The 14,101-nt window shown below is 36.6% G+C and carries 15 protein-coding genes; 4 read left to right on the forward strand and 11 right to left on the reverse strand.

From position 1 onward, the window contains the following. Positions 1-149: 149 nt before the first annotated feature. A complete protein-coding gene (locus tag ERX40_RS08380) occupies positions 150-476 on the forward strand; it encodes a four-helix bundle copper-binding protein (protein ID WP_133418059.1) in 327 nt (108 codons plus the stop codon). A gap of 496 nt (positions 477-972) precedes the next feature. On the opposite strand, the gene ERX40_RS08385 is transcribed toward ERX40_RS08380, so the two are convergent. Together ERX40_RS08385 and ERX40_RS08390 are read right to left on the reverse strand one after the other, a co-directional pair. Beyond that, positions 973-1,644 (reverse strand): response regulator transcription factor, encoded by a 672-nt coding sequence (locus ERX40_RS08385; protein ID WP_208001673.1) that lies wholly within the window; start codon positions 1,642-1,644, stop codon positions 973-975. Further along, on the reverse strand, positions 1,637-3,025 hold the full coding sequence (locus ERX40_RS08390; RefSeq protein ID WP_133418060.1) for a HAMP domain-containing sensor histidine kinase: 1,389 nt from the start codon (positions 3,023-3,025) through the stop codon (positions 1,637-1,639). Before ERX40_RS08390 ends, ERX40_RS08385 begins: the two co-directional genes overlap by 8 nt. A 704-nt stretch (positions 3,026-3,729) precedes the next feature. Between ERX40_RS08390 and ERX40_RS08395 the strand changes: the two genes are divergently transcribed. Then, a complete protein-coding gene (locus ERX40_RS08395; RefSeq protein ID WP_133418061.1) occupies positions 3,730-4,347 on the forward strand; it encodes a YdhK family protein in 618 nt (205 codons plus the stop codon). Between the two features lie 179 nt (positions 4,348-4,526). Here ERX40_RS08395 and ERX40_RS08400 read toward each other — a convergent pair whose 3' ends face one another. The 5 genes from ERX40_RS08400 to ERX40_RS08420 form a co-directional block, all read right to left on the reverse strand. Next, a complete protein-coding gene (locus ERX40_RS08400) occupies positions 4,527-4,778 on the reverse strand; it encodes a copper ion binding protein (RefSeq protein WP_051239034.1) in 252 nt (83 codons plus the stop codon). A 137-nt stretch (positions 4,779-4,915) separates the two neighbouring features. Further along, positions 4,916-5,392, reverse strand: coding sequence for a CopY/TcrY family copper transport repressor (locus ERX40_RS08405; RefSeq protein ID WP_438827767.1), 477 nt, complete (start codon positions 5,390-5,392; stop codon positions 4,916-4,918). Between the two features lie 63 nt (positions 5,393-5,455). Then, positions 5,456-7,504 (reverse strand): copper-translocating P-type ATPase, encoded by a 2,049-nt coding sequence (locus tag ERX40_RS08410; RefSeq protein WP_133418062.1) that lies wholly within the window; start codon positions 7,502-7,504, stop codon positions 5,456-5,458. A gap of 256 nt (positions 7,505-7,760) precedes the next feature. Continuing rightward, positions 7,761-8,267, reverse strand: a complete 507-nt coding sequence (locus ERX40_RS08415) for a CueP family metal-binding protein (RefSeq protein ID WP_111746513.1) — start codon at positions 8,265-8,267, stop codon at positions 7,761-7,763. Positions 8,268-8,376: 109 nt separating this feature from the next. Beyond that, a complete protein-coding gene (locus ERX40_RS08420) occupies positions 8,377-9,030 on the reverse strand; it encodes a sulfite exporter TauE/SafE family protein (protein WP_133418146.1) in 654 nt (217 codons plus the stop codon). An 80-nt stretch (positions 9,031-9,110) separates the two neighbouring features. Here ERX40_RS08420 and ERX40_RS08430 point away from each other — a divergent pair, with 80 nt between their 5' ends. Beyond that, positions 9,111-9,923: an AAA family ATPase gene (locus ERX40_RS08430; protein WP_133418063.1), complete on the forward strand. Its 813-nt coding sequence runs from the start codon at positions 9,111-9,113 to the stop codon at positions 9,921-9,923. 176 nt (positions 9,924-10,099) lie between these two features. Here ERX40_RS08430 and ERX40_RS08435 read toward each other — a convergent pair whose 3' ends face one another. Then, positions 10,100-10,957 carry a hypothetical protein gene (locus tag ERX40_RS08435; protein WP_133418064.1) on the reverse strand — a complete coding sequence of 286 codons (858 nt, stop codon included), beginning with the start codon at positions 10,955-10,957 and terminating at the stop codon, positions 10,100-10,102. A 221-nt stretch (positions 10,958-11,178) separates the two neighbouring features. Between ERX40_RS08435 and ERX40_RS08440 the strand changes: the two genes are divergently transcribed. Then, on the forward strand, positions 11,179-11,460 hold the full coding sequence (locus tag ERX40_RS08440; RefSeq protein WP_133418065.1) for an NUDIX hydrolase: 282 nt from the start codon (positions 11,179-11,181) through the stop codon (positions 11,458-11,460). Here the strand turns inward: ERX40_RS08440 and ERX40_RS08445 are convergent. From ERX40_RS08445 to ERX40_RS08455, 3 genes are read right to left on the reverse strand one after another with little or no spacing between them, the layout of a single operon-like run. Next, entirely contained in the window at positions 11,457-12,383 is a 927-nt protein-coding gene (locus tag ERX40_RS08445; protein WP_133418066.1) for a magnesium transporter CorA family protein, read from the reverse strand. The two genes, ERX40_RS08440 and ERX40_RS08445, sit on opposite strands and share 4 nt — an antisense overlap. Then, positions 12,380-13,360, reverse strand: coding sequence for a FecCD family ABC transporter permease (locus ERX40_RS08450; protein ID WP_133418067.1), 981 nt, complete (start codon positions 13,358-13,360; stop codon positions 12,380-12,382). Before ERX40_RS08450 ends, ERX40_RS08445 begins: the two co-directional genes overlap by 4 nt. Further along, on the reverse strand, positions 13,284-14,093 hold the full coding sequence (locus ERX40_RS08455; protein WP_165980722.1) for an ABC transporter substrate-binding protein: 810 nt from the start codon (positions 14,091-14,093) through the stop codon (positions 13,284-13,286). The genes ERX40_RS08450 and ERX40_RS08455 overlap by 77 nt, the downstream gene beginning before the upstream one ends. Positions 14,094-14,101 lie beyond the last annotated feature (8 nt).

Raw genomic sequence — 14,101 nt, forward strand, 5'->3', positions numbered from 1 at the left:
CGAATTACAATATTGAGTAAGTTGGAGAAGGGCAATCATCATTAAAATTATGTGCAGTTTCTATGGAGTTTTACCATATCGGTTTATATGCGAAATAGATGGGAATTCAATTAATGTAAGTGCATTCAATTCTATAGGAGGGATTTATAATGGTTCATGAACAACATCAACAACTGATTCAGACGTTACATGAATGTATGGAAGCCTGTAACCACTGCTACGATGCGTGTTTGAGAGAAGAGGACGTAAGTATGATGGCGGATTGCATCCGTCTGGACCGTGAATGTGCAGATATCTGTGCATTTCTGGAACAAGCATTAATGAGAGGTACACCATTTGCTTCTGATTTAGCAGTGGTATGCGCCAAGATTTGCGAAGCTTGCGGCAACGAGTGTCAAAAACATGACCACGATCACTGCCAGAAATGTGCAGATGCGTGCTTCAAATGTGCAGAGGCTTGTAAAGAAATCGCCTAAGCACAACACTTAGAAAGAAGTGGTATGTCGAAACTTATTCTGGACATACCACTTCTTTTATTTCCGGTTAAGATTGTACCCAGCATTTTAACGAAAATATACATTAAAGTGTATTTGCATTATTAATTAAGAGCGCCCTTGATTTTGACAATACTTATAAGAGACGCCTTAGTTTAGACAAGGTTATAAAAAAACAGTTGAGTTCGCTTAGAACCATCGTTGCAAGGAGGAGTAAACCGAATTCCCTTCAAAACAGTCATTAATGTATCTGTTAATTCATATAATAAAAAGAGCTTATCCATGCAGATTATCCATTTGAGATAGATAATCCAGTAAAGATAAGCTGTCTTTTTTATATTCGCTCATTAGCATCACCTCAGAAATAATAGTCTCTAAAACATATGCCCATGGTTTGTGCAGTTTTTAAAATGTTTCAAATTAATTTTAGCAATGTGCTCAAAATCTACATTTTTAAGCAATCGATAATATGAGAAAGCTACTTTCTAATCCACTTGTAGCCCACGCCCCATACTGTGTGAAAATAATCATCGATGGGAAAACCCACTTTCCTGATTTTTTCCCGCATGTTTCTAACATGTGAATCCACAGTCCGGCCTTCAGTTTCTGAATGAATACCCCACACTAAATCAATCAATTGATTTCTAGAAAATACCCTTCCTGGATTTTTCATGAGTAATCCAATGATTGCAAATTCTTTTGGTGTTAATTTTACAAGCTGTTTTTTATAGGATAGTTCAAATTGATCTTCGTCCCATAACAGTCTTTCGACTTCAATCCGGTTGACAGGTCTTGTTCTTCTTAGTAATGCATCCATTCTTGCAACCAATTCTTCTTCATTAAAAGGTTTTGTTATATAGTCATCTGCACCCAGCTTGAGTCCTTTTACAATATCTTCTTTCTGCTCACGTGCAGTTACCATGATAATAGGTACATCTGAGTATTGCCGTATTTCTCTGCATACTTCCCATCCATTCATTTCAGGCATCATGATATCCAGTAGAATAAGATCAAACTTCTCTTCTTTAACAAACTTAAGCCCTGCTTTTGCACCTACTGCTTTTCGACAAAAATAAGGGTAAGGTTTCAAGTATAATGTCAACAGTTCGAGCATTCTCTCTTCATCATCGATTAACAGCACTTTATTCATTTACATTCTCCTTCTTTAAAGATATGACGAAAACAGTCCCCTTGCCGAGTGTACTTTCTACTCCAATCTCGCCACCATGCAACTCCACAATTTCTTTAGCGATTGTCAGCCCGAGACCAGACCCTCCGCTTACCCGGGATCTAGACTTTTCAGAACGATACAGTCGATCGAATATAAAGGGTATATCTTCTTCTGGGATTCCTTCTCCTGTATCTGAAATAGTTGTTAAAATTTCATTTTTATTTTGAATAACTTCCATTGTGATATGGCCTTTCTCGGGAGTATACTTTATTGCATTATCTAATATATTCAATATAACTTGTTGAATTCTTTCGGGATCTGCCAGAACAACCAAGTTGTCCGGACAATGAAAGAAAAGCTCTATCTTTTTTTCATTGAGCGCTGGACGGATTCGTGCTAAAACCGTCTCAATCAAAGCGCTAAATACTACCCTCTCTTTTATAATGGCAAATTCATTATGATCGATTTTAGCTAATTCAAACAGATTTTTTATCAGGTCTGCTAAATGCTCTGTTTCTTCCTGAATGATTTTAATGTATCTATTCCTGTCCGTCGTGGATATTTCATTTCTGCTAATAATATCCGTATACCCTTTCATATAGGTTAAAGGTGTTCGTAGCTCATGCGATATACTCCCTAAAAATTCATTTCTCTCGTTTTTTAAACGTTCCAGATCTTGCGACAGCAAAGTAATCGAAGTCGCCAAATCTCCAAGCTCATCTTTTCGATGTGTATACAATTCCACGTTATGATTGCCTCTACTTAATTGTTCTGTCGCTTTTTTCATCCTCAATACCGGTTGGGTAATAACTTTGGAAAGAATAAACACCGTTATAACAGTCAGAAGCAAAGTCAATAGGCCGACAAGCCAAAACTTATGGCTGAGATGATCAATAATCCCTTCGATGCTATCACTTTCAGCGAACATGAAAACATGCCCGCTATGTGTTTCGTTAAAAGTAAGTGGGCTGTCTGTCGATACATATTTTTCTTCCGACCAATTTGATTTCAGAATGGCTCCTTCTTGTGGTATTTCATCATAATCAGTATGTTCAATGACAGTTTTCATTTCTGGTTCAACTGGATCAGAACTGATGATTACTTTTCCATTCTCATCTGTTATCACCGCAATAAAATCTGATTCTGACTCCATAATAGCAACATGCTCCAGTGTCGTGGTTGTATAGTTTTCTTCTAATACGTCTCTGTGTGTATTCCCCCGAGCCAATAAATCCCCCATCACTTCCTCCACACGATCAGCGACCAGATTTGTATATAGGATATAGAATAATATGATTTCAATAATAAGAATCACCAGAAAAAACAAAAGTCCGATTTTTAAAGCTAATTTATTGAACATAAAAGCCTCCTCAGTTTTCTGCAACAGTATAAATCGTAATAGATCATCTTATCATTTTGTTCATTAGTCATATTATATAGAAAAGTAGTATTTTTATTATGAATAATTCAGCTTATTTTACTTTGCCCACAACTAAAATTTTCTTCCACTATTCTTATGAGCCGTCATTAGACACATAACTATTTCTGTTTATAGTCTAGATTGCTAACTCATCTTCATTCTGTAGATTGATTGCAACATACAAAATACCATCATCTTTCATCTCCGCTATCTTTCGATAAAATAATCTAGCAGAGGTAGCAGCTGCAACGAAGTTTTAGTCTGAAAAATGTATGACTAAGTATAACACCTGACCGTCAAGACTTTTTAAATTTAAAGGGTAACTCGAAGTTACATGAGTGATTTTACCACATCCCGCTAAAAATATAGATGATAATATTATATTATTAATTTTCTTGGTATCATGATTATATTCGCTACTCTCTTTATAGATTTTATTATTTAAATATCGATTTTTCGTGCAGATTTGAAGGAAGCGCTGAGATATCATCCACGGTTAATAAACCTTTAAATTGAAATCCAATATGTCGAGTCAGTAATATTATTCTTGATTAAATACATTTATTTTTCATTGAATCTGCACGTAAACTGCAAAATTTATGGGTAAAGTTCTCAGTATAACTAATAAAATGGAGGGTATATACATGGTAAAAAACAAAATATTATTAGGGCTTCTTTCCATATTCGCTGTATTTTTAATGGCTGCCTGTGGTAATGGGGAAACTCAGCCTAATGAAGAAAGCCAAAGCACTGAAACAGAGTCCAACTCTGAGGAGGAAATGGACATGGAATCAGATTCCGGAGGTCATATGGAACATTCAGCCGATGAGATGTCCAGTTCGGGTGAAGTGCCTGAAGGTTTGAAAGAAGCAGAAAATCCAACTTATGAAGTCGGAAGTCGGACAATTATTGAAGCAGAGCACATGCAAGGTATGGATGGTGCTGAAGCAACAATTTCCGGTGCTTTTGACACGACTGTCTATACTGTCTCATACACACCTACGAATGGTGGAGATCCTGTCGAAGATCATAAATGGGTCATCCATGAAGAATTGGAAGGTCCAGGAGAAGCACCACTGGAGCCCGGCACTGAAGTGACCTTGGATGCGGATCACATGAAAGGCATGGATGGTGCAACAGCCACGATTGACTCAGCTGAAGAAACGACTGTCTATATGATAGATTTTGTTACAACAGATACTGAAGAAGAAGTGCAGAATCATAAGTGGGTTACAGAAAGTGAACTGGCACCTGTGGAATAAATTAGTGAATAGTAATATAGGATAAAAGCATGGATTCCTGATTACAAAGAAAAAATCCGGCAAATCTTGAATTAAGATTTGCCGGATTTTTTATCTTGGTCTCTTTCTACAATTATTATATAGAATCAATATGACATAAAAAGATGATACTCTAAATTCTTAAAATCTTTTGTCATTAACTAGCTGCAGCATGAACACGCAGAACCATCTTCTTTATCAATATCCTCTTTAATCTCGTAGCCGGTATTTTGAATAGCACCTTTGATGTCTGCCAAATTAATTGTACTGTCATTAAATGTTACATCTACTTTACCTTCAGGAATTTGAGCTTTGACTGATTCAACGCCATTTAATTGACTGACACTTCCCTCAACTTTATTAACGCAAGCCCCACATGACATTCCTTCTACATTAAGTGTTACTTTTGACATATAAATTCCTCCTTAAAATTTAATTAGATTACGCTATACAATAATTTCATCATACCCCAGGCAGGTATTTTATATTTTCTCTATTTTTTTATTTAACCAATCAATTATCTTACTTAATTCATTGTATCTACTGCTGATTAACAGTTACATTGACCTGGAACACAATTACATTGCACTTCGTCAACTGCATTCTTTTTTTTCATTTCTAATACTTCTTCTAATTCTTCTATGTCTCTAAAACTTAATGTTGATTTTGAAATTAAATCTGCAATTATTTTTCCAACGTCTTTACTACATATATTATTGAAAGTTTGTTCAAGCGTACTTTTAAGAAAATCACTTTCCTTTAAATCAGTTGAATAAATGTATTTATTGCCGTCCTTTTCTGTGTTTAATACACCTTTATCAACAAGTCTGCCAATAAGTGTTTTGGTCGTGGCCGGTTTCCAATTCTTTTTATTTTCTATAATATCTCTAATGTCTTTACTCGTAGTTTTGTTTTGTGCCCAAACGACCCGCATGACTTCCCACTCGGAGTCTGTGATATTTGAATCAATTGCTTTGGTCATATTTTCACCTCTAAATTTTTCAAGTATTTTTAAGATGTCTTTCATATTTCATACAGTAAAGAATTAAAATACCGACTATCCTTAAGTAAGGATTTGTCGGCATTTATTTTATTCTACTTCAAATCTATGAAGTAACTGCGCATTGATTGCAACGATGATTGTACTGAGACTCATCAAAATCGCACCTACAGCCGGACTGAGTATTATCCCCCAAGGCGCCAGCACCCCTGCTGCCAATGGGAGGGCAATCACGTTATATCCGGTTGCCCAGATCAGATTCTGTACCAATTTATTATATGTTCTTTTGGACAGGCTGAATATTGCAAGAATATCTTTCGGATTACTATCAACGAGAACGATGTCTGCACTATCCATCGCGATATCTGTGCCTGCACCCACTGCGATACCAACATCTGCTTTAGTCAATGCCGGTGCGTCATTGATTCCGTCACCTGTCATTGCAACAACCAAACCACGTTCTTGGATTTCTGTCACTTTATCTGCTTTCTCATCGGGCATTACTTCAGCATAGACTTCATCAATTCCAATTTGTTCTGCGACATAATTTGCGACTTTTTGGTTATCTCCGGTCAACATTATAGCTTTAATATTTCTCTTATGCAGCTGTTCTATTGTCTGCTTAGAACTTTCCTTAATCTTATCTGCCAGTGCAATGGCACCTGCTAATTCTTCGTTTACCAAAAGAAAAACTACCGTCTTACCTTGTTCTGACCATTTATTAAAGTTCTTATCGTCAAAATCTATTTTTTGTTTACGTACATATCCCGGACTCACTACTTTGACTTGTTTATCATCAATCGTCCCTTCAATTCCTACACCAGTAATTGAATTGAAATTTGACATTTCAAACAATTCAAGTTCTTTTAACTTGGCTTCATTGAGTATACCTCTCGCAATAGGGTGTTCCGAGTCATTTTCTATTGTTGCTGCATAACTTAAAAGGATATTTTCGTCAATATTATTGAAAGTCTGTATATCTGTAACACCAAATTTACCCTCAGTCAAAGTACCCGTCTTATCGAAGATCACAGCGTTAATTTTACGAGCCTTTTCAAACTGTGGACGTTTTCGAATTAACAAACCGTGCTTTGCAGCAAGTGATGTAGATACTGAAATAACCAACGGCGCTGCCAGACCTAAAGCATGAGGACAAGCAATAACCAAAACTGTTACCAATCTTATGATAGCAGTATCTATAGTTGCTCCAATACTTATCCAAGCGATAAATGTGATAATACCGGCAGCTAAAGCGATATAGAATAACCATTTAGCTGCTTTATTAGTTACATCCTGAGTTTTCGATTTAGTACGTTGTGATTCTCTAACCATATCTATAACTTGTGTCAGATAAGATTCATTCATCAGTTTCTCTACTTCAATAGTGAGAGAACCTTCTCTGTTTATTGAACCTCCAATGACCTCGTCATCAACGGATTTTTCAACTGGAACAGATTCACCCGTTAACATTGATTCATCAACTTGCGACTTTCCTTTAACGATTTTACCATCCAGCGGCATTTTTTCTCCGGGTTTTACTAATAGTAAATCACCCGCTTTAATATCATCAATCTGAACTTCTTCTGTTTCACCATTTTCAGTGATACGGTTTGCCGTATCAGGCATTAATGATGCGAGGGATTCCAGAGCCTTGGAAGCATTGTTAATAGCTCGCATTTCAATCCAATGTCCCAGAAGCATGATTAATACAAGAGTTGCCAGCTCCCAGAACATTTCTTCCCCATTGAATCCAAAAACAACTGCCATACTATAGAGGTAAGCGACAGAAATCGCCATTGCTATTAATGTCATCATGCCTGGTTCTTTGTTTTTCAATTCATCGTAAGCGCCCTTAATGAATGGCCAACCCCCGTAGAAATAAACGAACGTGGCCAACGCTGCCACAATATAAATATCTCCAGTAAATTGCCAATCCACACCTATGAAATTTTGAATCATCGGAGATAGAAGTACAATTGGAATTGTGAATATCAGGATAATGAAGAATTTATTTCGAAAATCTGTTACCATATGCGCATGATGATCGTGTCCGCTATGATTATGGGATTCGTGGCTCTCCTCATGGTTATGATGACTTTCTTCGTGCTCAGCATGATTATGATTATCTTCTTTATTCATTTCTTTCCCCTCCTATATTATAATAAGATTACAACTGTAATCGATTTATTAACTTGAGTTTACATTTGTAATCGTTATTTGTCAAGCTGTTAATTTACTAAGTTTATTATAAAAAATATATGTGCAGAAACTATCCACTACGTGTATTTAAAAACTAAATAAAAATAAATTAACTGCTACTCTGTGATTTAACATTGAATTAAAAATGCAGATTCCACAACACTTAATAGCATTGGGTAATCTGCATTCAATAATATTATTTAAGCTGTAAATCTGTCAGACAGGTGCTGTCATTCTCAAAAGTTGAAAAATTAGATTCAACTTTTTTTCCATCATAATTAATTTCTAAAGAGTAATTTTTATCTCTTGGCAGCCAAAAATCCAAAAAACCATTCTTAAGGGTAGTCAACTTCTCATCAACGTGAACTTCTCCATCTTCATCTGTAATTTTTACATCCATCTCTTCATTCATCAGCTCTCCCTGACAACCTGTTAAGCTATGAAATTCACAAGGATGTGTATCTGAGATGTATGGTGCAATAGATACAAAAAATTCATCGTCTGGCAAAGTATAGACATTCTCATCTCCACTATCTTTAACAATAAGTGTTTTATCATTTATAGATGCTGATTCTACAATATTACTAGCGCTTAATTCCGAAACCATTTCTTTAATATTTGATTCGTTCGATGCTGAGTCATCACTACAACCTGTTAAAATAAAGATTACGCCCATCAAAACTGGCATTAAATATTTTTTCATCCAGATTCCTCCTTGATTTTTAATTTTAACAATAATTTTTAAACAAATTTTATAATAATATGTCATTTCTATGAAAGTTATATAAACAAGTCATTTAATGTATTCATAATTAGAATCCTTGAAAATCTCCAAAGTACGGCTGCAGCCAAATGATAATCTGAGTCAATCCATCCAAATACAGAAGTACACCCATTAATATCATGATGACCCCACCTACTTTCATAATCGTATTCGAGTATTTCAGCATCCAGTGTGTACGAGATACCAAAAAGCTCAATATAAAGAATGGAATTGCAAAGCCCAGACAGTAAATAACCATTAACATTAAAGCATCGTTTGGTGCACTGGCACTCATTGCGAAAATAGCTCCGATAATCGGTCCATTGCACGGCGTCCATCCGGCACCAAAAGCCATACCTATTAAAGTTGAACCTAAAAATCCTGACGGTCTGTTTTTAAATTTTAATTTCCTCTCTTTCATCAAGAAATTAAAATTAAGCACGCCGGTAATGATAAGCCCGAAGAAAATAATCAAGATTGAACCCAGTTGTCTGATTAGAGTCGCATGTTCAATCAATATTCCGCCTAAAAAGGACGTGCCAAACCCCAGGGCTATATAGAATAAGCTGAATCCCACAAGAAAGAAAAGTGTGTGGAATATTGCGCGTGCATTGAATTTTTGATTTTCTACTTCATTATAACTCATTCCTGTTATGTAAGAGATAAAAGCAGGAAATACTGGAAGAACTGTTGCAGAAGAAATAGCTTTATCAAAGCAAAAAGATTTCGAGAACCAGTCGAATAAATCTGATTCTAAAAAGTCAAAACTCAAGAGGTATTTCAATGAATAAATCAAAGAAGTTTATTGAAACAAAAGAATATAAAAGATTTGCAGAGTTTTGTGATGCGTGTATCAAATATAAATATATAGGTATTTGTTATGGTCTGCCAGGTGTAGGAAAAACATTATCCTCAAGGTATTATTCAAATTGGGACTCTATCCAAAAACAAATAGCCTATAAAAACGCAAAGGAAATCGGTGCGAATGCAGATGAAAAGATTCTTGATGCTAGAACGATTTTTTATACAGCCCCAGCAGTACGGGCTACTAAAATGACAGATGAAATTCATAGTATTGGAACTAGAATGGGTATGGTTAGAACTATGTATAAAGTACTTAACAGAGGTGAAGAAGAAGAGTATTCTACTAGTTCGTTTGAAGAAATTGACCTGATTATTGTTGATGAGATAGATCGACTAAAAGTGCAAAACTTAGAGCAACTAAGGGATATATATGATCGAAATGATATAGCAATGATATTAATCGGAATGCCTGGAATTGAAAAGAGATTGGCTCGATATCCCCAACTCTATTCTAGAATTGGATTTGCTCATGAATTTGATAAACTCAGTAAAGATGAAACCCATCATATCTTGGAGTTTAAATGGGAAGAACTAGAACTTTCTATAAAACTTGAGGACTTTTCCGATTATGAGGCAATAACTAGCATCATAAAGATTACTGGAGGAAATTTTAGACTTATACAAAGATTGTTCACTCAAATTGAAAGGATACTTGAAATTAATAATCTTGAAACCATAACAACAGAGGTTGTTGAAGCTGCACGAGACAGTTTAGTAATCGGAATCAAGTAAGCATTAAAAAGCTATCTTTTAAAAGGAGATAGCTTTTAATAATTTATAGTGCAAAATAGCGCTTAAAAACAGGCGTAAAATAGCGTCTTAAGTGACATCCTTTTACCGTATGCACTATTTTGTGTGTAAAACGGTCGTTTATTATACTTTAATAAACCTATCTGATAATACAATATTTAGAAATTAAACAAGCCATGGTTATCTAATTCAGATATATAATCATCTATTAATTTTTCATGTCCTAATAATTTCGCATTTTTATAATTTCTAATATCAGCTTTTTTATATGTTTTATAATCTTTGAACTCTACTAAATATAAAATTCCTGTATATCCATATTCATTTCTAAATATTTCATATTTATTTATAGCTTCTTTAAATTGGTCTATATAACATAATAAAAAATACTTATATATTTTACTTAATGAAATCATATGTTCTTCTATTAAGTTTAAAACATCTAAATCTTTAGTTTGCTGCTTTAAATCTTTCAAAACTACAAGTTTCCATTTAAATGAACCATTAATTAAAATGTCTGGACATATATATATTTTTGAATGATGTTTTTCTTCTTCATCTATAAATTGTTTATATTTGTGTATAGGTAAAGCATAATGCTGTGTATAATTCCGTAAATCCCACAAAAGTCTATATGTAAAACTAGAGTCATATTCATTAGATGTTAACTTTTTAAAGTTTATATATTCAACAGAATTTTTAGTGTAATTTTCTGCAATATTTTCCTCTACCCTATCTATAAATAGCCTTGCCATTGCTAAATAATTTAAAAGGTAACGATTAGATTGATAATTAACTTCTGATTGTTCTTGGTCATTCAACTTTCCAATATATTCTAAGAGTTCTTTTGCATTTTCTTTTACCATAGAATAAACAATCTTCGTATTATTGATCTTACTAAAAGTCTTGTAAACTTTAGATAGCATATCTTCGTCTTGTGTACTTAAAAAATTACGTCCTATCATATTTTTATCACCATTTTTATCTATAATATATTCTATAATTTGTTTTATCATGAAACTTCTCCTCTGAGTTATTTATAATATAATATTAGCTAATACATTGATATTATAGAAATTAATAATCTGGATAAAATAAGTGTTGGAATGGTTGAAGCTGCAAGAGATAGTCTTGTAATAGGAATTAATTAAACAGATGAGAGCTAGTGTATATTCTAGCTCTCATTTATTATGTAAATATATTCTCATTTATCAAATAAAATCACAAGGGTGAGGATATCGTACTGGCCGCTGAAAGAGAGCTGCTGGAGGAAACGGGTTACACAGGGCAAGGCAGACTCATCGGCACCATGATGCCGAATCCTGCCATCCAGACTAATCGCTGCTATACCGTATTGATAGAAGAGACTGTTAATACGGGTCAGGATTCACCAGATGATTTTGAAGAGATTGAGACTATTCTGCTGTCTTCAGAAGAAGTGAAGCATGCTATTCGGTGCGGCGAAATGCAGAATGCACTTCATATCACTTCACTCTATCAGTACGAGCTGCAACTTTAGAAAAACTTATTTCTCCGGTCTGCTTTTGTATTCAGAAGGTCTCCTATCCAGCCCTTACTCTTCAAGTAGATATAAATACCATATGTCACTGCAAGCATCGACAATAAAGCCATCAAGTAACCGAACTTCCAGTCGAGTTCCGGCATATGTTTGAAATTCATTCCCCATATCGCGCCGAGCAATGTAGCAGGTGCGAAGAGTGCAGTAAATATCGTCAATGTCTTTGTAATTTCGTTCCCCCGGTAGGACGATACCAGGTTTTCAAAATCAAGGAGTGCATCGATTTCCTCTTCATAAGCGTTGATCAGGAAGCGGGCGCGCTCAACCCGTGATTCCATCTGATGGTAGTATTTGCTCTCTGTGATCTCTTTCCCGAATGCTTCTTCTGTCATCATAAAGAGTTCTTTGACAGTCACGACCTGTGATTTGCAGAGCAGCAGCTGATGATCTGCCTCAGCCACCTCATCCAGAATCTTGATGTTGTTACGGTCCTTGACTTCCCATAATATATCGTGGAGCTTATATTCAAACTCATCAATCTGTTCCATGTAAGAATTAGTTGTATTCTTGAGGATGATATAAAACGTCTCTAAGGCAGAACGCTTACTGTTATCGCTCAGCAGCTCTTCTTCTGTATAGCAGAGCATGGCTGGCACATCAATATTCATGAGGATAAGATCTTTCTCATCCAGATAGAACTGAAAATCAGTATAGTCATCTTCAGCTTCAAGGCTCTGTTCATAGATATGAGAGCCCCATAATGCTTTGTGGTTCTCCCTTGTCTCAATGTGCAGAAGATTGCCGGTCATACTGATGATTTCATTTACTCTTTCGGTCCACGTCTGATCCACGACTGGTATGTCTTCTATCCGTTCTGATTTTTTGCTCCAGCTGCCATCGTGATAATGATAGATTGTTCTCATCGTTCTCCTCCATATCCTTTTTTCAGTATAATCATCAATAATAACGGTAATCCTGCAAGCGACAGAGGTACACTGACCGGCAGCTGAATGGGCGTTATCATATTATTACCCAGGAAATCGGCCATTATGACCGAGAGCCCGCCCATCAGCCCGATTGTCAGTAATTTTTTTATACCATTGAACAACTGCGGAATAATAAGACCGACAAAGCCGATAATACCCGTCATACTGATCAGTACAGCTGTCATCACAGAAGCTATAGTCAGCGCTATGTAAGTCGTCTGTCTGTCATTTACACCGACACCTCTTGCAATGGTCTCACCATTTGCCACAATTGAGACAGCTCTCGACAGCATAAGAAGACCTATCGTTCCGAAAACTGTCACAGGCAGCAGTATTGCTATATCCTGCCATCCAGCCGTACCGATGCTGCCGAACAAGTAATTAAGCAGCTGTCTCGTTCTTCCCGGCCAAAATATCACAAGTCCATACAGAGCACTGGAACAGAAAAAGTTGATAAACATTCCGAAAAGCACCATTCCGATGCGCTGATTTGAACGAAAGCAGAGCTGAGTGAGCACGATGACAATAACCAATGTCATTAGACTGCCCGTAATACTTAGTCCAGCAGCAGAAACGCCGAGTACCACACCTATTGCACTACCGAGACTGGCACCGCCGGCAATACCCAGCGTAAAAGAATCGGCTAGCTTATTGCTGAAGATTGTCTGAAAGACAGCTCCTGTCAGCGCCAGAACAAATCCAGTCAGTAAGCCGAGCAATGTCCGAGGTAGTCTGACTTCCGTCACAATCATCCAGTCGAATGCATCAGCAGGCAGCCCCTGTCCTCTGACAATAAACAGATGACAGAAGACAGCGATAATCAGCAGGAAAGACAGCTTACTGGTCAAGTGCTTCTGCAAGCTGTTCCAGTCCTTTCGCAATTCTTGGGCCAGGACGCGTAATCCAGTCGTCATTCAGCGATACTGCCTCCACTTTGCTGGAACCTGGTCTACTGTGAACAAGTTTTGTATAGTCTTCAGTCGGCATTCCAGTCATCGATACCATGACGTCAGGTTTACGTCTGAGCATAGTTTCGAGTGCGACCGGTTGCCAGCCGCTAAGATCATGGAACACGTTCGTCGATCCGAGACGTGTCAGCATATCATCAAAAAGCGTACCCTGTCCGGCAGTGTATAAGTCAGGTTCTGACGACACCTCTACAAATACGTCCCGGTTCGGCAGATACTGATATTTATGGATAACATCTTCTATCTCCTGATTCAGCTTGTCAGCAACTTTTTTTCCCTCTTTCTGATGACCGACTGCTTCAGCCAGCTGCATCACTGTCTCATCAATTTCGTCAAGTTTCTTCGCCTCTTTGATATAGACCACTTTAATCCCTTTATCTTCAAGGGACTCTAATACTTTCTGCTGACTCATCTGCGCCGACTCATGTGTAACAATGATTGATGGCTTCATTCGCAGCAGCTGCTCTTTATTCAGATTGAAGCTGTCGAATTTCTCTTTCGACGCCACGTCTTCAGGGTAGTCATCGTTCGTTGTTACGCCGATGACTTCATCCCCCAGTCCCATGGCATATAAAATCTCTGTATTGCTAGGCATCAGACTGATGATTCTTTCCTCATGATTTTCATTCTGACACCCGGATAGGGCTGTCAGCAAAATGAGCAGGAATACTTTCTTCATCTTCTTCT

This window comes from Macrococcus carouselicus, from assembly GCF_004359515.1.
GTDB classification, from domain to species: domain Bacteria; phylum Bacillota; class Bacilli; order Staphylococcales; family Staphylococcaceae; genus Macrococcus; species Macrococcus carouselicus.